This is a genomic window from Streptomyces sp. NPDC020422, from assembly GCF_044386705.1.
Classification (GTDB): domain Bacteria; phylum Actinomycetota; class Actinomycetes; order Streptomycetales; family Streptomycetaceae; genus Streptomyces.
Window position 1 is genome coordinate 424,023 of the sequence record NZ_JBIRVJ010000005.1, and the last position, 19,613, is coordinate 443,635.

Sequence of the window (19,613 nt, forward strand, 5' to 3'; positions counted from 1 at the left end):
GTGCAGCCGCTCAAGAAGGCCGACCCTTCCGTCCTCGCCGGCTACCGGCTGCTCGGCAGGCTCGGCACCGGCGGCATGGGCGTGGTCTACCTGGCCAGGTCCGCCGGCGGCGCGCTCGCCGCGCTCAAGCTGATCCGCGCCGAGCACGCCGCCGACCCCGGATTCCGGGCCCGCTTCCGCCGCGAGGCGGCCACCGCCGGGACCATCACCGGCCGGTGGGTGGTCCGGGTCCTGGGCGCCGACCCGGAGGCCCGGGAGCCGTGGCTCGCCACCGAGTACGTGCCCGGGCCCTCGCTCGCCGAGGCCGTCGCCCTGCACGGCGGCGGCCTGCCCGAGGCCACCGTGCGGGCCCTCGGCGCCCGGCTCGCCGACGCCCTCGACGGCATGCACACGGCAGGGCTCGTGCACCGGGACGTCAAGCCGGCCAACGTGCTGCTCGCCCTCGACGGGCCCCGGCTCATCGACTTCGGCATCGCCCGCGCCAGCGGCGCCACCGTGCTCACCGCCACCGACGCGATGATCGGCACGCCCGGCTTCCTCGCCCCCGAACAGGCCCGGGTCGCGGGCGCGGGCGAGGTCGGACCGGCCGCCGACGTCTTCTCGCTCGGCTGCGTCCTCGCGTACGCGCTGACCGGCCGCCGCCCCTTCGGCACGGGCGCGGTGGCCGCCGTGGTCTACCGCACCGTCCACGAGGAGCCCGACCTCGACGGGCTGCCCGAGGCGCTGCTGCCGCTGGTGGAGGCCTGTCTGGCCAAGGACGCCGTCGACCGGCCCAGCGCCGCCGAGGTGCGGGACGCCCTCGGCCCCCACCAGGGCCCGGCGGGCGCCTGGCTGCCGCCGGGCCTGCCGGCGCTGATCGCCCAGCGCTCCTCCCGGGTCCTGGACCTGCCGGTCGCCGAACCGACGATGCTCGACGCCGAGGAGCCGCGGCCGACCTCGCGGCGCCGCTTCCTCGTCCTCGGCGCGGCCGGGGCCGTCGCCGGCACGGGCGGCCTCACCGCCTGGCTGCTGGGCCGCGACCCGGCCGGCGGGGCAGCGGGCGGCACGGGCTCCGGCGGCGGGGCGGGGGCGCCGCGAGCGACGTACACGCTCGGTCTGCTCACCGACCTGAGCGGACCGGCCAAGTCCGACGGACGCGCCCAGGAACGCGGGCTGCGGCTCGCCCTGGAGACCTTCAACGCCCGCGCCGACCGCCCCTTCGACCTGGCGCTCAAGGTGGCGGACGACGGTGGCGACCCGCGCCGGGCCACCACCGGGGCCCTCGCCCTGCTGAAGGAGCCGGCCCTCGTCACCGTGCTCGGCCCGACGACCGCCGACACCGCGATCGCCACCGCGGGCGCGCTCGTCGACGCGAAGGTGCCGGTGCTCAGCGTGATGGCGGCGGTCCCTCCCGGGGCGACGATCCGGGGCCAGACGCCGGAGCTGCGCACGTACTTCGAGGCGCGCGCCTACGCCCAGGCGGCCATCGTGCCCTTCGGCCGCTATCTCACCGCGCACCGAAGGGACCGCACCGCGGTCGTCGACGACCGGGCCGCCGGCACCTACGGGTGGCTCATCGTCCAGACCGTGCGGCAGTCGCCTCCCGCCGGAGGCACGGCGACCGTGCACCCGGTCGCCGCGGACAGCGAGGACTTCGGCGCGGCGGTCCGCGCGGCGCTGGCGACCTCCCCGACGGGCGTGATGTACGTGGGGACCTCTCCGCGCCGGGCCGCCCTGTGCGCCAAGGCGCTGTGGCAGCAGGGCTACCGGGGCCCCTGCGGAAGCGTCGAGCCCGCGCTCCAGCCGGAGTTCCTCACGCTGGCCGGCCGGGCCGCCGAGGGCTGGTTCTTCGGCACGGGCTATGTCGATCCGGACGAGGTCCCGGCCGCGAAGGCGTTCACCGCCGCGTACCGCAGGCGCTGGGGCCTCCCCGCCTCGGCCCCCGTCGACCGCTTCGCGGCGGAGTCGTACGACGCCCTGTTCTGGGTGGGGCAGGCCCTGCGCACCGCAGCCGCGCGGAACCCGGAGCGCCCGGGGGCGGCGATGTCGAACGTGTTCATGAAGGACGAGCGGCAGTACCGGGGCGTGGCCAGGTCCTACGAGTCCATGGCGGGCGAAGCCGGGGAGGCCTCCCTCGCCGGCCTGTCGCTCTGGCGGATCCGCGACGGAAGGCCCCGCTGCCTCGGCCCGTTCGCCGAGGCAGCGAAGCGCGACTGACCGCGCGCGGGACGGGAGTTACCCGACCACCGTCCAGGTGTCCTTGCCGGTGAGCAGCTGCGCCAGGTCGCCCTTGCCCTGCTGCTCCACCGCCGTCTCCAGCTGCTCCGCCATCAGCGTGTCGTACACCGGCCGCTCGACCGACCGGAACACCCCGATGGGCGTCTGGTGGAGCGTGTCGGGGTCGGCGAGCCGGGAGAGGGCGAAGGCGGTGGTGGGGGAGGCGGCGTGGGCGTCGTGGACGAGGACCTGCGCCTCGTTCTCCGGGGTCACGGGGACGACCCTGAGGTCGCCGGTGGCCGGGTCGCGGACGACGCCCTTGTCGAGCGCGGCGCCGAAGCGGATCGGCTGCCCGTGCTCCAGGCGGATCACCGCCTCCTTGGCCTGCTCGTTGTCCTTGAGGACCTCGAAGGCGCCGTCGTTGAAGATGTTGCAGTTCTGGTAGATCTCCACCAGGGCCGTGCCGTCGTGGTCGGCGGCCTGGCGCAGCACCTCGGTGAGGTGCTTGCGGTCGGAGTCGACCGTGCGGGCCACGAAGCTCGCCTCGGCGCCCAGGGCCAGCGACACCGGGTTGAAGGGGGCGTCCAGGGAGCCCATCGGGGTCGACTTGGTGATCTTGCCGAGCTCCGAGGTGGGGCTGTACTGGCCCTTGGTCAGTCCGTAGATCCGGTTGTTGAAGAGCAGGATCTTCAGGTTGACGTTGCGGCGCAGCGCGTGGATCAGGTGGTTGCCGCCGATGGACAGCGCGTCGCCGTCGCCGGTGACGACCCACACCGACAGGTCGCGGCGCGAGGTCGCCAGGCCGGTCGCGATGGCCGGGGCGCGGCCGTGGATCGAGTGCATCCCGTAGGTGTTCATGTAGTACGGGAAGCGGGAGGAGCAGCCGATGCCGGAGACGAAGACGATGTTCTCCTTCGCCAGACCGAGCTCCGGCATGAAGCCCTGGACGGCGGCGAGCACCGCGTAGTCACCGCAGCCGGGGCACCAGCGGACCTCCTGGTCGGACTTGAAGTCCTTCATCGACTGGGCGGCTTCGGCCTTCGGCACCAGGCTCAGCAGCGTCTCCGTGGGCTCAGGCATCGATGACCTCCTTGAGGGCGGCGGCGAGCTGCTCGGCCTTGAACGGCATGCCGTTGACCTGGGTGTGGCTCCGGGCGTCCACGAGGTACTTCGCCCGGACGAGGGTGGCGAGCTGGCCCAGGTTCATCTCGGGCACCACCACCTTCTCGTAGCGCTTCAGGACCTCGCCGAGGTTCTTCGGGAAGGGGTTGAGGTGTCGCAGGTGGGCCTGGGCGATGGGGCGTCCGGCGACCCGCAGGCGCCGTACGGCCGCGGTGATCGGGCCGTAGGTGGAGCCCCAGCCGAGGACCAGGGTGCGCGCGCCGTCCGGGTCGTCGACCTCGACGTCGGGCACCTCGATGCCGTCGATCTTGGCCTGCCGGGTGCGGACCATGAGCTCGTGGTTCGCCGGGTCGTAGCTGATGTTGCCCGTGCCGTCCTGCTTCTCGATGCCGCCGATGCGGTGTTCGAGGCCGGGGGTGCCGGGCACGGCCCAGGGCCTGGCCAGGGTCTCGGGGTCGCGCTTGTACGGCCAGAAGACCTCGGTGCCGTCGGCCAGTTGGTGGTTCGGGCCGGTGGCGAAGGACGTGGTCAGGTCCGGGAGCTCGGCGACCTCCGGGATGCGCCAGGGCTCGGAGCCGTTGGCCAGGTAGCCGTCGGAGAGCAGGAAGACCGGGGTGCGGTAGGTGAGCGCGATCCGGGCCGCGTCGAGGGCCGCGTCGAAGCAGTCGGCGGGGGTCTTCGGGGCGACGACCGGGACCGGGGCCTCGCCGTTGCGCCCGTACATGGCCTGGAGGAGGTCGGCCTGCTCGGTCTTGGTGGGCAGACCGGTGGACGGGCCGCCGCGCTGGATGTCGACGACGAGCAGCGGCAGTTCGAGCGAGACGGCGAGCCCGATGGTCTCGGACTTGAGCGCCACGCCGGGGCCGGAGGTCGTGGTGACGGCCAGCGAGCCGCCGAAGGCGGCGCCGAGCGCGGCGCCGATGCCGGCGATCTCGTCCTCGGCCTGGAAGGTGCGCACGCCGAAGTTCTTGTGCCGGGACAGCTCGTGGAGGATGTCCGAGGCCGGGGTGATCGGGTACGAGCCCAGGTAGAGGGGCAGGTCCGCCTGGCGGGCGGCGGCGATCAGGCCGTACGAGAGGGCCAGGTTCCCGGAGATGTTGCGGTACGTGCCGGTGGGGAAGGCCCGGGTCGCCGGGGCGACCTCGTAGGAGACGGCGAAGTCCTCGGTGGTCTCGCCGAAGTTCCAGCCGGCCCGGAACGCGGCCACGTTCGCCTCGGCGATCTGCGGCTTCTTCGCGAACTTCTGGCGCAGGAAGGTCTCGGTGCCCTCGGTGGGCCGGTGGTACATCCAGGAGAGCAGTCCGAGCGCGAACATGTTCTTGGAGCGCTCGGCCTCCTTCCTGGACAGGCCGAAGTCCTTCAGGGCCTCGACCGTCAGGGTGGTCAGCGGCACCGGGTGGACCCGGTAGCCGGCCAGCGAGCCGTCCTCGAGCGGGGAGGTGGCGTAGCCCACCTTGGCCATGGCGCGCTTGGCGAACTCGTCCGTGTTGACGATGATCTCGCCGCCGCGCGGCACGTCCCCGATGTTGGCCTTCAGCGCGGCCGGGTTCATCGCGACCAGGACGTTCGGAGCGTCGCCCGGGGTCAGGATGTCGTGGTCGGCGAAGTGCAGCTGGAACGAGGAGACGCCCGGCAGGGTGCCGGCGGGGGCCCGGATCTCCGCGGGGAAGTTCGGCAGCGTGGAGAGGTCGTTCCCGAACGACGCGGTCTCCGAGGTGAAGCGGTCACCGGTGAGCTGCATGCCGTCACCCGAGTCACCCGCGAAGCGGATGATCACCCGGTCGAGCCGGCGGACTTCCTTCGCGGAGCCGTGGTCGGCCGTCGCCGGGGCAGTGCGCTGCTCCCCGACCAGGGCCTCACCGGCCTCGCTACTGACCTGGCTGGTCACTGAACTGGACCTCCCTGTCGCGGCAAGGGTTTCTCTCCGCCGAGGCGGGAGAAGGCTCGGAAGACGACCGGCCGACCGGTCGTCCCGTGGCCCACCCTACGTCCGTGAGGGGGGCCTTCCCGGGACTTCTCGCATCGCGGACCTCGTTTTGAGACGCCTCTGACGCCGTTTTCCTGTCAATTGTCGCGCTCTGTGAACCCCCGGGTCCACCGAAGGTCACGCTCCGTCCATTGTCGATCACGCGCCGGCCGGCCGCCGGTTGTCTGACAGGGTGTCAGCAATCTACGAATTCAGATAGGTCAGCACGGCCAGTACCCGGCGGTGATCCCCGTCACTCGGGGACAGTCCCAGCTTCAGGAAGATGTTGCTGATGTGCTTCTCCACCGCGCCGTCGCTCACCACCAGCTGCCGCGCGATGGCCGAATTCGTGCGCCCCTCCGCCATCAGGCCGAGCACCTCGCGCTCCCGCGGGGTCAGCGCCGCCAGCACGTCCTGCTTGCGGCTCCGGCCCAGCAGCTGCGCCACCACCTCCGGGTCGAGGGCCGTACCGCCCCGGGCCACCCGCACCACCGCGTCCACGAACTCGCGGACCTCGGCGACCCGGTCCTTCAGCAGATAGCCGACCCCGACGCTGGAGCCGGCGAGCAGCTCCGTGGCGTACTGCTCCTCCACGTACTGCGACAGCACGAGCACCCCGATCCCCGGGTGCTCCCTGCGCAGCCGCACCGCCGCCCGCACGCCCTCGTCCGTGTGGGTCGGCGGCATCCGCACGTCCGCCACGACCACGTCCGGCAGCGCCCCCTGGCCCGCGAGGTCCGACACGGTCTTCACCAGCGCCTCGCCGTCGCCGACACCGGCCACGACCTCGTGCCCCAGGTCGGTGAGGAGCCTGGTCAGACCCTCGCGGAGCAGCACCGAATCCTCGGCGATGACCACCCGTACCCTGTCGGCGCCCTTGTCCGTCACGGCCCTGCCTTTCTGCCTGAACTGAGTGATCCCCAGCATCGCAGCAGTAGGGACGCGCGGGAGGGCGTACGGGTTCAACCGAAGGGACCGGGCCGGCTCAGGCCCGCCAGGGGAGCTCCGCCGTGATCGTCGTCGGGCCGCCCGCGGGGGAGTCCACCGCCAGGACGCCGTCGACCGCGTCGAGCCGCTCCGTCAGTCCCGCAAGGCCCCGCCCCTCGGCCGGGGACGCGCCGCCCACGCCGTCGTCGCGGACCTGGAGCAGCAGCCGGTCGCCCGTCCGCCACACGTCCACCCAGGCCTGCCGGGCGCGGGCGTGCTTGGAGACGTTCTGCAGCAGTTCCGAGACGGTGAAGTAGGCGATGCCCTCGATGGCCGCGGCCGGCCGGCCCGGCAGGTCCACCTCCACGGCGACCGGGACGGTGCAGCGGGCGGCGACGGCGGACAGGGCGGCGTCGAGGCCGCGGTCGGTGAGGACGGCCGGGTGGATGCCGCGGGCCAGGTCGCGCAGTTCCTGGAGGGCCAGCTTCACCTCGCCGTGCGCCTCGTCGACCATCGCCGCCGCCGCCAGCGGGTCCTGCGCCAGCTTCTCCTTCGCCAGGCCCAGATCCATCGCCAGGGAGACCAGCCGGGCCTGCGCCCCGTCGTGCAGATCGCGCTCGATGCGGCGCAGGTCGGCGGCCGCGGTGTCCACCACCACGCCCCGGTCCGACTCCAGCTCCGACACGCGCGAGGCCAGCCGCGACGGCCCGAGCAGCCCCGACACCATCAGCCGGTCCACCGCCACCATGCCCCGCAGGACCCACGGCCCGACCAGCACGAACAGCAGGCCGACCAGGCTGGTGAACGCGATCTCGAAACCCGAGTCCAGATAGAAGCTGTGCGTCTCGTCGCCGTACAGCTGGAGCCCGGCCTGACCCGCGTACATCGGCAGGACCCACTGCCAGAGCGGATACGTGAACAGGCCCCAGCCCCACGTCCACAGCGCCAGCGCCACCGAGAAGGTGAACACGGCCCACGGCAGGTGCAGCAGCGCGTAGAGCAGGTGCCGCCAGGACGCCCCGCTCTTCAGCATGGCCCCCATCCACGACAGCGCCCCTCCGGTCCGCCCCCGCACCGGCTCCGGCGCCCGCACGTCGAGCCCGAGCAGCCCCCGCGCCCGCGCCCGCTCCACCGCACCGAAGCCCCGGCACATCGCGAGCGTCCCGGCCAGGACCGGGATCCCGAGGAAGGTGATCAGCAGCCCGGCGCCGGCCGAGAAGAAGGAGACGGCGACACAGAAGTAGAGGATGCTCAGCGGCAGCCCGAGCAGGACATAGCCGAACGCGCGCCAGGTACGCCCTTCGAACGGCGCGCGGACGGCGGCGGGCAGACGGGGGGAGGCCATCGGGAAGGTCCGTTTCTCACGCGGGTGGTGGTCGCTTCCAGCCTCCCGGGCGGGGAGGGGCCGGGACCATGAGGCGGGTCGGCGTTCCTGGCGGGGGGTTTTCCCTACCTGGGGGCCAGAGGGGCGGAGGAGGGGCGGCGTACGCGCCGGCGGGCGGGCGAGGGGGTGGCGCGTACGTGTCGGTCGGCGGGCGGAGGAGGGGGCGGCGTACGTGTCGGTCGGCGGGCGGAGGAGAAGGCGGCGTACGTGTCGGTCGGCGGGCGGAGGAGAAGGCGGCGTACGTGTCGGTCGGCGGGGCCTACCGGCCGCGCGCCGGGCCCCGGTCCCGCCACGGCAGCTCCGCCGTCACCACCGTCGGGCCGCCCTCCGGCGAGTCCACGACGAACAGGCCGTCGACCGCGCCGAGCCGCTCCGCGAGCCCCGCCATCCCCGTACCGCCGCCGTCGAGCCGGGCGCCGCCCACGCCGTCGTCGCGGACCTGGAGCATCAGCCGGTCGCCCGCCCGCCACACCTCAACCGCGGCGGACCGGGCGCGGGCGTGCTTGGAGACGTTCTGCAGCAGCTCCGAGACGGTGAAGTAGGCGATGCCCTCGATCGCCTCCGCGGGACGGGCCGGCAGGTCGACACCGACCTTGACCGGGACGGTGCAGCGGGCGGCCACGGCGGACAGGGCCGCGTCCAGGCCGCGGTCGGTGAGAACGGCCGGGTGGATGCCGCGGGCCAGGTCGCGCAGTTCCTGGAGGGCCAGCTTCACCTCGCCGTGCGCCTCGTCGACCATCGCCGCCGCCGCGTCCGGGTCGTCGAGCAGCTTCTCCTTGGCGAGACCGAGCCCCATCGCGAGCGCCACGAGCCGCGCCTGCGCCCCGTCGTGCAGATCGCGCTCGATGCGGCGCAGATCGGCGGCCGCGGTGTCCACCACGACCCCCCGGTCCGACTCCAGCTCGGCGATCCGCCGCTCCAGCTCGTCCGAGGGGGAGAGCAGGCCCCGGACCATCGCCCGGTCGGCGTTGGCGAGCCCGCGCGCCACGAACGGCAGCACCGGCCACAGCACGAGCAGCGACACCAGCGTCACCACGAAGGTCACGATGCCCCACGGCAGCCTGATGAAGCCGTACAGCTGGCTGCGCCAGGCCACCGGGTCCTTCAGCTGCGCCCACAGCCAGGGGAGGAAGCCGTCGCGCCGGGGCAGCCGGCTCGGCTCCTCGACCCGTACCCCGAGCAGCGCCCGGGCCCGGGCCCGCTCCGCCCGGCCCATGCCGCGCGCCCCGGCCAGGCCGAGCGCGAGCAGCGGCAGACCGATCACCGTGACCGCGAGGCCGACACCGAGCGCGATCGTCACCACGGCGTACACGAATCCGGCCAGCGCGCACGGGAGGTCGGCGAGGAGGTGCGCGACCTCCTTCCAGGTGTGCCGGCCGTAGGCGAACCGCGCGGGCGGCGGCGGGGTGTCGGCGGCGGGGGTGTCGGTGTGGTCATTCATGAGGACAAGGCTGCCGGTAGGCGGCCTGGCCACGCCATGGGGAAGGTCGGTGAAGAACAGGGGGGATAACCCCACCCGACCCGGACCCGGACCCGGCCCGGACCCGGTCCGGACCCGACGGGGAACCGACCGGAGCCGGGCCGCTCCGGCTGCTTACGGTCTCTTTAGCAGGGCCTAGACTCGCGTCCGTAAACGAAACCGGATGAGACACCGAGACCGAGGGGCGGACGTGCGGGAACCGACCGTTGTCGCGGCGGACTACTTTCAGACGTACTCCGTCGTCGGGCTGCTGGGCGTGCTCGGCGTGCTCTTCGTCGCGGTCGCGTTCGGCGCCGGCCGGCTGCTGCGGCCCGTCGTGCCGACCCCCGAGAAGCTGCTGACGTACGAGTGCGGCGTCGACCCGGTGGGAGAGGGCTGGGCCCACACCCAGGTCCGCTACTACGTCTACGCCTTCCTCTATGTGATCTTCGCCGTCGACTCGATCTTCCTCTTCCCCTGGGCGACGGTCTTCGCCGCGCCCGGCTACGGGGCGACGACGCTGGTCGAGATGTTCATCTTCCTCGGCTTCCTGGCCGTGGGACTGCTCTACGCGTACAAGAAGGGCGTCCTGGCATGGACGTAACACCCCTGCCGGCCCCCAAGCTGGGCCCGCTCGCCCGCCTGGCCCCCGAGCCGATGAAGGTGGTCCTGAACTGGGGCCGCCGCTACAGCCTGTGGGTCTTCAACTTCGGCCTCGCCTGCTGCGCGATCGAGTTCATCGCCGCGTCGATGGCCCGCCACGACTTCATCCGGCTCGGCGTGATCCCCTTCGCGCCGGGTCCGCGCCAGGCCGACCTGATGATCGTCTCCGGCACCGTCACGGACAAGATGGCCCCCGCGGTCAAGCGCCTGTACGAGCAGATGCCGGAGCCCAAGTACGTCATCTCCTTCGGCGCCTGCTCGAACTGCGGCGGCCCGTACTGGGACTCCTACTCGGTGACGAAGGGCGTCGACCAGATCATCCCGGTCGACGTCTACGTCCCCGGCTGCCCGCCGCGCCCCGAGGCCCTGCTGCAGGGCATCCTCAAGCTCCAGGAGAAGATCGCGCGCGAGAGCCTCGGCGAGCGCTACGGCGCGGGCGCCGGGGCGCCGTCGGTGGCGCAGCTGACGAGCGGCCTCGTCCAGCCCCCGAAGCCCGCGGCGCCCGGAGGCACGGCATGAGCCCGAACGCGAACGCCTACGACACCCTCCCGGACGCGGTGACGGAGATCTTCGGCGAGGAGGCGACGGCGGAGCGGGCGTACGACCTGCTCACGGTCGACGTCCCGACGGCCTCGTGGATCGCCGCGCTCGAGATCGCCCGGGACAAGCTGGGCTGCACCTACTTCGACTGGCTGAGCGCGGTCGACGAGCCGGGCACCGGCTTCCGCGTCTGCGCCCACGTGGCCTCGGTCGGCCCCGGCCACGTCCGCCGTCTGCTCCTGCGCACGACGGTCCCGCACGCGTCCCCGTCCCTCCCCTCGGCGGTGGCGGTGTACGCGGGAGCGGCGTGGCACGAGCGCGAGACGTACGAGATGTTCGGCGTGACCTTCACGGACCACCCGCACCTGGTCCACCTGCTCCTGCCGGAGAACTTCGAGGGCCACCCCCTGCGCAAGGACTTCGTCCTCGCGGCCCGGGTCGCCAAGGCCTGGCCCGGCGCGAAGGAACCGGGCGAGGCCCACGACCCGTCCGCCCCCAAGCGCCGCCAGATGCTGCCCCCGGGCGTCCCCGACCCCAACGAGTGGGGCCCCCTGAAGGGCCAGCTCCCCCCGGCCCCCGCCCGCCCCGCCCGCGCCGCCGCCGGGGACCGCCCGGTCCGCCGCGCCCGCACGGCGGCGGAGGGCTCGGCGACCCAGCCGGACCCGGCGGCCCCGGTCCGGCGTGCCCGCACGGCGGCGGAGGGCTCGGCGAGCCAGGCCGCCCCGACGGCCCCGGTCCGGCGTGCCCGCACGGCGGCGGAGGGCTCGGCGAGCCAGTCGGCCCCGGCCCCCGAGACCCCGGCGGCAGGCCAGGCCCCCGCCGCTCCGGCGACCCCGCCGACCGGTCCGCGTCGGTCGCGCAGCGCCAGCGCGGGCTCGGCGAGCCAGCGGGCCGGGTCCGGGTCCGAGGCCGGGTCCGGGTCCGAGGCCGGGTCCGGCGCCGGGTCCGGTTCCGGCGCCTCGCCGGAGCAGAAGCCCGCGCCCGCGCCCCGTACCCGCAGCGCTGACGCCCCGTGGCACCACGCCCGCCCGGCGTTCGACGAGGAGCCCGCGGCCCCGGAGGCCCCGGCACCGACGCAGCCGCCCGCCGAGGGCGAGGCCCCGGCACCGACGCAGCCGCCCGCCGAGGGCGAGGCCCCGGCACCCGAGGGGCCGCCCGCCGAGTCCACCGACCCCGACCCCCACCACACCGCCGGAGGCGATCCCGCGTGAACGACGTACTCGACGTCGCCCTCCGGCTGCTGATCGTCTTCGCCGTCTTCCTCGTGCTCCCGCTCGTCGTCGGGCAGACCGAGCACAAGGTCATGGCGCACATGCAGGGCCGGCTCGGCCCCATGTACGCGGGCGGGTTCCACGGGTGGGCGCAGCTCGTCGCCGACGGGGTGAAGTTCGCGCAGAAGGAGGACGTGGTCCCCAGGGACGCGGACCGGCGGATCTTCCAGCTCGCCCCGGCCGTCGCCCTCCTGCCGTATCTGCTCGTGCTCGTCGCCATCCCCATCGGACCGAGCGAGGGCGCCGTCGGCCAGGTCGTCGACGCGGGCATCTTCTTCGTGCTCGCGGTGATGGGCGTCGGCGTGCTCGGCAGCCTGATGGCCGGCTGGGCCTCGGCCAACAAGTTCTCCCTGCTGGGCGGGCTCCGCACCGCCGCCCAGCTGCTCGCGTACGAGCTGCCGATGCTGCTCGCCGCCGCGTCCGTCGCGATGGCCGCCGGCACCGTCTCGCTGCCCGGCATCCTGAACGCCTTCGCCTGGTGGTGGGTGCCCTGGCAGATCGTCGGCGCGCTCGTCTTCTTCACGGCCGGCCTCGCCGAGCTGCAGCGCCCGCCGTTCGACATGCCCGTCGCCGACTCGGAGATCATCTTCGGCGCGTACACGGAGTACACCGGCCTCCGCTTCGCCCTGTTCCTGCTCGCCGAGTACGCGGGCATCGTCGTCCTGTGCGGTCTGACCACCGTCCTCTTCCTCGGCGGCTGGCACGGCCCCTTCGGCGCCGACGGCCTCGGCTGGTTGTGGACCCTGCTGAAGACCGCCGTCCTGGCCTTCGTCGTGATCTGGCTGCGCGTGTCCTACCCCCGGCTCCGCGAGGACCAGCTCCAGAAGCTGGCCTGGACGACCCTCGTACCGCTCGCCCTCGCGCAGATCGCGCTGACCGGCATCGTGAAGGTGGCGATCCAGTAACCATGACCCCCCCGATCCCCGGCTCCGGCCTCGCCAAGGGCCTCGCCGTCACCCTCCGCACGATGACCCGCAAGAGCGTCACCGCGCAGTACCCCGACGCCCAGCCCGAGCTGCTGCCCCGCACCCGCGGGGTCATCGGGCTGTTCGAGGAGAACTGCACGGTCTGCATGCTGTGCGCCCGCGAGTGCCCCGACTGGTGCATCTACATCGACTCCCACAAGGAGACGGTCCCCCCGGCGGCCCCCGGCGGCCGCGAGCGCAGCCGCAACGTCCTCGACCGCTTCGCGATCGACTTCTCCCTCTGCATGTACTGCGGCATCTGCATCGAGGTGTGCCCGTTCGACGCGCTCTTCTGGTCGCCCGAGTTCGAGTACGCGGAGACCGACATCCACGAGCTGACCCATGAGCGGGACAAGCTCCGCGAGTGGATGTGGACCGTCCCGGAGCCGCCCGCGCTCGACCCGCGCGCGGAGGAGCCGAAGGAGATCGCCGCGGCCCGCAAGGCGGCGGAGAAGGCGGCCGCCCAGGCCGCGGCCGAGGGAGAGCAGCAGTGATCCTCGCCGCCCAGCAGGCCGCCCAGACCGGCCACGGCTTCCTCTCGCCCACCGGCGTCGAGATCGCCTTCCTCCTCGTCGGCCTCGCCACCCTCGGCGCGGCCCTGGTGACCGTCACCACCAAGCAGCTCGTGCACGCCGCCCTGTGGCTGGTCGTGGCGCTCGGCGGCATCGCCGTCGAGTACCTGCTGCTGACCGCCGAGTTCATCGCCTGGGTGCAGGTGCTGATCTACGTCGGCTCCGTCGTCGTCCTCCTCCTCTTCGGGCTCATGCTGACCAGGGCTCCGATCGGGCGCTCCCCGGACTCCGACTCGGGCAACCGGTGGGTCGCCCTCGGGGTCGCGCTGGCCGCGGCGGCCGCCCTGGTGTGGGTGGTCGTGGACGCCTTCCGCACCACCTGGATCGACCTCGACGGGCCCGTCCAGGGCTCCACGAAGGTCTCCGGCGAGATCCTCTTCCGGCACTGGGTGCTGCCCTTCGAGGCGCTGTCCGTGCTGCTGCTCGCCGCCCTGGTCGGCGCGATCGTCCTGTCGAAGCGCAAGAGCGCCGACGAGACCGAGGCCGAGAACCGGAGCGGGAACCGGAACGAGAACGAGGGGGAGCGGGTCTGATGCATCTCGCCTATCCGGCCGTACTCGCCGCCCTCCTCTTCGCCGTCGGTCTCTACGGCGTCCTCGCCCGCCGCAACGCGATCCTGGTCCTGATGTCCGTCGAGCTCATGCTCAACGCCGTCAACCTCAACCTGGTCGCCTTCGACGTCTGGCTCCGCGACACCCTGCACGCGGGCCAGGCCCTCACCCTCTTCACCATCGCCATCGCCGCCGCGGAGATCGGCATCGGTCTCGCGATCGTCCTGATGGTCTACCGCAACCGCGGCACCTCGGACGTCGACCGCCTCCGCGACACCAAGGAAACGCCGTCCGACGACGAGAAGGCCGAGGCCACCGCGTGACCACCACGACCCTCGCCGTCCTCGTCCCCCTCCTCCCCTTCCTCGGCGCCGTCGCCGGCCTGCTCCTGGGCCGCACCGCCCCGGGCTTCGTGCGCCCCCTCGCCGTGCTGCCGACGCTCGCCGCGGCCGCGCTCGCCGTCCTCGTCGCCACCCGCCAGGGCGGCGGGAAGGCCATCGACGCCGCCACCCAGCTGACGCCCACCGGCTCGGTCCCGATCGACCTCGCCCTGCACATCGACGGCTTCGCCGCCCTCGTCGCGATCCTGGTCGGCACCGTCGCCACCTGCGTACAGATCTACTCGACCGGCTCCCTCCGGCACGACCCGCGCTACCCCTCGTACGCGGCGCTCGTCTCCCTCTTCACCTCCGCGATGCTCCTCGTCGTCTACTCCGGCGACCTGATGGTGCTCCTGGTCGGCTGGGAGGTCATGGGCATCTGCTCCTACTTCCTGGTCGGGCACTACTGGGAGACCCCCGAGGCCCGCTCGGCCTCCCTGAAGGCCTTCCTCGTCACCAAGCTCGGCGACGTGCCCTTCCTCATCGGCCTCTTCGCGCTCGCCACCGACGCGGGGACCTTCCGCATCACCGGCGTCCTCGGCGCCGTCGCGAGCGGCGGGCTCGACCACCCCACCCTGATCGCGCTGCTGCTCCTCGCGGGAGTGGCCGGCAAGTCGGCGCAGTTCCCGCTGCACACCTGGCTCCCCGACGCGATGGCCGGCCCCACCCCCGTCTCCGCGCTGATCCACGCGGCGACGATGGTCGCCGCCGGCATCTACTTCGTGGCCCGGCTGCTGCCCGTCTTCGCCGCCTCGGCCGCCGCGCTCACCGTGCTCGCCGTGATGGCCGCCGTCACCATGGTCGGCTCGGCGCTCGCCGCGCTCGCCCAGGACGACATCAAGCGGGTCCTCGCCTACTCCACGATCGGCCAGCTCGGCTACATGTCCGGCGCCCTCGCCGTCGGCGACCGCGGGGCCGCCGTCTTCCACCTCCTGTCGCACGGCGCCTTCAAGGCGCTGCTCTTCCTCGCCGCGGGCGCGGTCATCCACGCCGCCGGCACCAACTCGCTCTCGGCGATGTCCCGGATGAGCGGGCTCACCCGGCGCATCCCGGACGCCTACTGGACGATGACCATCGGTCTGCTCGCGCTCGCCGCGATCCCCCCGTTCGCCGGCTTCTTCTCCAAGGAAGCCGTCCTCGTCGCCGCCGAGCACACCGCCACCGGCGAGTCGACCGTCGCCCCCGCCGGGGCGGGCTGGATCGTCTTCGTCGCCGGACTCCTGACGGCGCTGCTGACCGCCGCGTACGCGATGCGCCTGTGGCTGCTCGCCTTCCGCGGGCGCGGCACCGAAGCCCCGGAGCACGGCCGGCAACCGCTCCCCATGACCGCCGTCCTGTGGGTGCTCGCGATCCCCTCCCTCGGCTTCGGCCTGACCGCCGCCTATCTCGACGACTGGTTCGACGGGCACCCGCTGACCCCGACCGTCACCACGGCCGTCCTCGGCACGGGCCTCGCCGCCGTCGGCGCGGCCGTCCTGTACGCCGTCTGGCGGACGCTCGTCACCAAGCGCGCGATCCCCGCCGGGGCCACCGTCGCCCACCCGGACGCCGAGGCCGGCGAGGTCGAGGCCCAGGCCATCGACCTGCCGCACCCCGCGGCGGACCCGGCCGACCCGGGCCGTGCCCTGCTCGGCCCGCTGTACCGCCCGGCCGCCGCCGGCTTCCACCTGGACGCCGTCTACCGGGCCGCCTTCGTCCGCCCCGTACTCGCCGCCGCCTCCCTGGTCCGCTTCCTGGACCGCGATGTCGTCGACACCTACGTACGCGGTGCGGGCGAGAGCGCCAAGGGCCTCGGCTGGCTCGTCCGCCGCGCCCAGACCGGCAACGTGCAGACCTACCTCAGCGCCCTGCTCGCCGGCTCCGTCGTCCTGGCGATCGTCGCCGTCGTCCTCGCCAACGTCGCCGCCGGAGCGTGAGCCGTGATCGATATCAGCGAATCCGTGATGCAGTTCCTTCTCGCGTTGATCGTGGCCGGCCCGCTCGTCGGCGCCGCCGCGGCCCTCCTGCCGGCCCCGCCCGGACTGAAGGGGAAGTCGCCCGACCAGGCCGTGCTCCGCCACGGCGTCACCGTCACCGGCGTGATCCTGCTGGCCGCGATCGTCCTCGCGCTCGGCTTCGACCACGACCACCCGTCGAAGATGCAGGCCACGACGGACGTCAGCTGGATCCACGCCCTCGGCGTGCGCATCCACCTCGGTGTCGACGGCATCTCGCTCCCCCTCCTGCTCCTGACCGCGCTGCTGACCTTCCTCTGCGCGCTGTACAGCTACTTCAAGATGCCTTCGGGCCCGTCACCCAAGGCATTCGTCGCCCTGCTGCTCGTCCTCGAGTCCGGCACCCTCGCGACCTTCGCCGTCCTCGACCTGGTCCTGTTCTTCCTGGCCTTCGAGATGGTCCTCATCCCGATGTACTTCCTCATCGCCCGCTGGGGCGGCGAGGGGAGGCGGGCGGCCTCCTGGAAGTTCATCCTCTACACACTGCTCGGCTCGGTCGTGATGCTGCTCGGCCTCCTCCTCATCGGCATCAAGGCGGGCACGTTCGACATGGTGGCACTGGCCACTGACAACGGCCGTGGACTGACCACGTCCGTGCAGGTCATCGCCGTTCTGGCGATCGGCCTCGGGCTCGCCGTGAAGACCCCGATGTGGCCGCTGCACAGCTGGCTCCCGGACGCCCACACCGCCGCCCCGACCGTCGGCTCGGTCCTCCTCGCCGGCGTGCTCCTGAAGATGGGCACGTACGGGTTCGTCCGCATCGTGCTGCCGATCGCCCCCGACGGCATGCGGACCTTCGCCCCGTACCTCGCGGCCTTCGCCGTCGCCGGGATCATCTACGGATCGCTCGCCTGCCTCGCCCTCGCACGGCCCGGCAACAAGGGCGACCTCAAGCGTCTGATCGCCTACAGCTCCGTCGGCCACATGGGCTTCGTGCTGCTCGGCATCGCCACCATGACCCCCACCGGGGTCAACGGCGCCCTGTTCGCCAACATCGCCCACGGCCTCATCACCGGCCTCCTCTTCTTCCTGGTCGGCGCCGTCAAGGACCGCTACGGCACCGCCGACCTCGACACCCTCGCCGGGGCCACCGGCGCCGCCCTCTACGGCCGCGCCCCCCGCCTCGGCGCCCTCCTCGCCTTCGCCGCCGTCGCCTCCCTCGGCCTGCCCGGGCTCGCCGGCTTCTGGGGCGAGATGCTCGCCCTGTTCGGCGCCTTCGAGCCGGCCGCGGGGCTCAGCCGCCCCGCCTTCCTCACCTTCACGGCGATCGGCGCCTTCGGCACCCTGCTCACCGCCGCCTACCTCCTCGTCGTCGTCCGCCGCGTCTGCATGGGCGGCCCCCGCCCCGAGGGCGAGACCGCGATCGCCGACATCCAGGGGTACGAGGCCGCGGCCTGGACCCCGCTCGTCGCCCTCACCGTCCTCGCCGGACTGTGGCCCGCGGTCCTCCTCGGCCTCACCGACCCGGCCGTCCAGCAGCTGCTCGCCGGAGGAAAGTCGTGATGTCCCTCGTCCAGTCCGTCGACTGGCTCACGATCGCGCCGCCCACCCTCACCGCCGTGGTCGCCGTCGGCATCCTCGTCGCCGACCTCTTCGTCCCCGCCGAGCGCAGGCAGCTGCTGGGCTGGACCGCGATCGGCGGCCTCGCCGCCGCCCTCGCGCTCCTCGTCCCGCTGCGGGCCGGCGACCGCTCCACCTTCTGCCTCACCCCCGACACGGCCGTACGGGCGTGCAGCTACACCGCCGACCACTTCACCCTGGTCATCCAGTTCCTGGTGCTCGGCGGCGCGCTCGTGACCGCGCTGCTCTCGCTCGCCGACACCCGGGCGAAGCTGCCGGCCGGCGAGTACTGGTTCCTGCTGCTGTCCTCCGCGGCCGGCGCCGCCCTGCTGCCGGCCTCCCGTGACCTGGCCACCCTCGTCGTCGCCCTCGAAGTGGCCTCGCTGCCCGCCTTCGCGCTGGTCGGCCTCAAGCGCGGCGACCGGATGTCCAGCGAGTCGGCGCTCAAGTTCTTCCTCTCCTCGGTCACCGCGACCGCCGTGACCCTGCTCGGCGTCAGCTTCGTCTACGCGGCGACCGGCACCCTCCACCTCACCGAGGTCGCCCAGCGGCTCGGCGAGGTGCCGGGCCAGCTCCAGGTCCTCGCCCAGGCGGGCGTGGTGCTCACCCTCGTCGGCTTCGCCTTCAAGACCGCCGCGGTGCCCTTCCACTTCTGGGTGCCCGACACCTACGTCGGCGCCCCGCTGCCCGTCGCCGCCTATCTGTCCGTCGTCGGCAAGGCCGTCGGCTTCACCGGCCTCATCCTGGTGACCGTCGTCGCCTTCCCCACGTACGCCGACGTCTGGGGCCCGGCGCTCGCCGTGCTCGCCGCCCTCACCATGACCGTCGGCAACGTCGCGGCCCTGCGCCAGGTCTCCACGCGCGCGTGGAGCGCGGTGCGGCTGCTCGCCTGGTCCTCCGTCGCCCAGGCCGGCTACCTCCTGGTGCCGATCGCCGCCGCCGCGTACTCCAGCGACGACCAGATCGGCGCGACCGTCGCGTACGCCCTGATGTACGCCGTCGTGAACCTCGGCGCCTTCGCCGTCGTCGTGCTCGTCGCCCGCAGCCACCCCGAGAACCGGATCGCCGACTACCGCGGTCTGTACGCCGAGAGCCCGGCAGCCGCCCTCGCGCTCGGCTTCTTCCTGCTGAATCTGGCCGGACTGCCCCCGGGTATCATCGGCCTCTTCGCCAAGGTGACCGTCTTCTCGGCGGCCGTCGACGCCGGCCTCGGCTGGCTCGCCGTGCTCATGGGCGTCAACGTCGTGATCGCCCTCTACTACTACCTGCGGTGGACCGCGCTGCTCTTCCGCGCGCCGGAGGGGGCTCCCGCGCGGCCGGCCGCGCCGGTGCCGGTCACCCTGGCGGTCGGGCTCACCGCCGTGGCGGGCGTCGTGCTGTCGGGCTACCCGCAGTTCGCCCTCCGCTTCGCGGCGAACAGCCTCTTCTGATCCCCCCACGGAAAAAACCCAAGGAGCAGTACCCCGTGCTGAACGGTTTCAAGGACTTCATACTTCGCGGGAACGTCGTCACGATGGCCATCGGTCTGGCCGTCGGCTCCGCGTTCACGGCCGTCGTCACGGGCTTCAGCAAGGCGTTCATCACCCCGCTCATCGGCCTGGCCACCGGCTCCGTCGGCGACTTCAGCGAGGCGCAGTTCACCGTCGGCAAGACCGTCTTCCCGTACGGACTCGCGATCGCCGCCGCCATAGCGTTCGTGATCACCGCGGCCGTCCTCTACTTCCTGATCGTCGTCCCCATGACGAAGATCCAGGCGAGGTTCGCCAAGGAGGAGGCGGCCGACCCGAAGTCCGAGAAGCGCGACTGCCCCCGCTGCTTCACCGAGATCCCGGCCATCGCCTCCCGCTGCGGCCACTGCACCAGCGAGGTCGAGCCGCTCTCCACCGCCCTGGAGAAGGCCGGCCTGGACAAGGTCCCGGCCCCGCGCTAGGCGACCGGCCGGCCGCCCCGGCGCCCGGCCCGCCCGCCGCTCACCCGTACGGCCCACACGGCACCCCGTGCGGCCCGGGGAACCCGAGCCTCCCGCCTGGCGTTGACCAGGAGGGGAGGGTCCACTGGAGCGT

17 protein-coding genes are annotated in these 19,613 nt (G+C 73.1%); 12 read left to right on the forward strand and 5 right to left on the reverse strand.

Features of this window, described 5'->3' with window-relative positions; genetic code table 11:
* Window positions 1–2,196: a bifunctional serine/threonine-protein kinase/ABC transporter substrate-binding protein gene (locus tag ACH414_RS15970; protein ID WP_398942152.1), complete on the forward strand. Its 2,196-nt coding sequence runs from the start codon at window positions 1–3 to the stop codon at window positions 2,194–2,196.
* Between the two features lie 18 nt (window positions 2,197–2,214).
* On the opposite strand, the gene ACH414_RS15975 is transcribed toward ACH414_RS15970, so the two are convergent.
* The 5 genes from ACH414_RS15975 to ACH414_RS15995 form a co-directional block, all read right to left on the reverse strand.
* Window positions 2,215–3,276 carry a 2-oxoacid:ferredoxin oxidoreductase subunit beta gene (locus ACH414_RS15975; RefSeq protein ID WP_386565315.1) on the reverse strand — a complete coding sequence of 354 codons (1,062 nt, stop codon included), beginning with the start codon at window positions 3,274–3,276 and terminating at the stop codon, window positions 2,215–2,217.
* Window positions 3,269–5,206: a 2-oxoacid:acceptor oxidoreductase subunit alpha gene (locus tag ACH414_RS15980; RefSeq protein WP_382532639.1), complete on the reverse strand. Its 1,938-nt coding sequence runs from the start codon at window positions 5,204–5,206 to the stop codon at window positions 3,269–3,271. The genes ACH414_RS15975 and ACH414_RS15980 overlap by 8 nt, the downstream gene beginning before the upstream one ends.
* A gap of 282 nt (window positions 5,207–5,488) precedes the next feature.
* Complete coding sequence (locus ACH414_RS15985; RefSeq protein WP_382532637.1) at window positions 5,489–6,172, reverse strand: LuxR C-terminal-related transcriptional regulator; 684 nt, start codon at window positions 6,170–6,172, stop codon at window positions 5,489–5,491.
* A gap of 97 nt (window positions 6,173–6,269) precedes the next feature.
* Window positions 6,270–7,556 (reverse strand): sensor histidine kinase, encoded by a 1,287-nt coding sequence (locus tag ACH414_RS15990; RefSeq protein WP_391769268.1) that lies wholly within the window; start codon window positions 7,554–7,556, stop codon window positions 6,270–6,272.
* A 298-nt stretch (window positions 7,557–7,854) separates the two neighbouring features.
* Window positions 7,855–9,036, reverse strand: coding sequence for a sensor histidine kinase (locus tag ACH414_RS15995; RefSeq protein ID WP_382532633.1), 1,182 nt, complete (start codon window positions 9,034–9,036; stop codon window positions 7,855–7,857).
* Window positions 9,037–9,238: 202 nt separating this feature from the next.
* On the opposite strand from ACH414_RS15995, the gene ACH414_RS16000 reads away from it, so the two are divergent.
* Genes ACH414_RS16000 through mscL form a run of 11 tightly spaced genes read left to right on the forward strand, consistent with a single transcriptional unit; the run spans window position 9,239 to window position 19,480 of the window.
* Entirely contained in the window at window positions 9,239–9,658 is a 420-nt protein-coding gene (locus tag ACH414_RS16000; protein ID WP_382532631.1) for an NADH-quinone oxidoreductase subunit A, read from the forward strand.
* Window positions 9,649–10,236: an NADH-quinone oxidoreductase subunit B gene (locus tag ACH414_RS16005; RefSeq protein WP_382532629.1), complete on the forward strand. Its 588-nt coding sequence runs from the start codon at window positions 9,649–9,651 to the stop codon at window positions 10,234–10,236. Before ACH414_RS16000 ends, ACH414_RS16005 begins: the two co-directional genes overlap by 10 nt.
* Complete coding sequence (locus ACH414_RS16010; RefSeq protein ID WP_398942155.1) at window positions 10,233–11,468, forward strand: NADH-quinone oxidoreductase subunit C; 1,236 nt, start codon at window positions 10,233–10,235, stop codon at window positions 11,466–11,468. Before ACH414_RS16005 ends, ACH414_RS16010 begins: the two co-directional genes overlap by 4 nt.
* Window positions 11,465–12,433, forward strand: coding sequence for an NADH-quinone oxidoreductase subunit H (locus ACH414_RS16015; RefSeq protein WP_382532625.1), 969 nt, complete (start codon window positions 11,465–11,467; stop codon window positions 12,431–12,433). Before ACH414_RS16010 ends, ACH414_RS16015 begins: the two co-directional genes overlap by 4 nt.
* Before the next feature lie 2 nt (window positions 12,434–12,435).
* Complete coding sequence (locus ACH414_RS16020) at window positions 12,436–12,987, forward strand: NuoI/complex I 23 kDa subunit family protein (RefSeq protein ID WP_398942156.1); 552 nt, start codon at window positions 12,436–12,438, stop codon at window positions 12,985–12,987.
* Window positions 12,984–13,598 (forward strand): NADH-quinone oxidoreductase subunit J, encoded by a 615-nt coding sequence (locus tag ACH414_RS16025; RefSeq protein WP_386565307.1) that lies wholly within the window; start codon window positions 12,984–12,986, stop codon window positions 13,596–13,598. The genes ACH414_RS16020 and ACH414_RS16025 overlap by 4 nt, the downstream gene beginning before the upstream one ends.
* Entirely contained in the window at window positions 13,598–13,939 is a 342-nt protein-coding gene (gene nuoK / locus ACH414_RS16030; protein ID WP_382532620.1) for an NADH-quinone oxidoreductase subunit NuoK, read from the forward strand. The genes ACH414_RS16025 and nuoK overlap by 1 nt, the downstream gene beginning before the upstream one ends.
* Complete coding sequence (locus ACH414_RS16035; RefSeq protein ID WP_398942157.1) at window positions 13,936–15,912, forward strand: NADH-quinone oxidoreductase subunit L; 1,977 nt, start codon at window positions 13,936–13,938, stop codon at window positions 15,910–15,912. The genes nuoK and ACH414_RS16035 overlap by 4 nt, the downstream gene beginning before the upstream one ends.
* A gap of 27 nt (window positions 15,913–15,939) precedes the next feature.
* The gene (locus tag ACH414_RS16040; protein ID WP_382533323.1) at window positions 15,940–17,493 is read left to right on the forward strand and encodes a NuoM family protein; all 1,554 of its coding nucleotides are present in this window, start codon (window positions 15,940–15,942) and stop codon (window positions 17,491–17,493) included.
* Window positions 17,493–18,980, forward strand: a complete 1,488-nt coding sequence (locus ACH414_RS16045; RefSeq protein ID WP_386565305.1) for an NADH-quinone oxidoreductase subunit N — start codon at window positions 17,493–17,495, stop codon at window positions 18,978–18,980. The genes ACH414_RS16040 and ACH414_RS16045 overlap by 1 nt, the downstream gene beginning before the upstream one ends.
* 35 nt (window positions 18,981–19,015) lie before the next feature.
* The gene (gene mscL / locus ACH414_RS16050; RefSeq protein WP_382532614.1) at window positions 19,016–19,480 is read left to right on the forward strand and encodes a large conductance mechanosensitive channel protein MscL; all 465 of its coding nucleotides are present in this window, start codon (window positions 19,016–19,018) and stop codon (window positions 19,478–19,480) included.
* The last annotated feature ends 133 nt before the right edge of the window (window positions 19,481–19,613 follow it).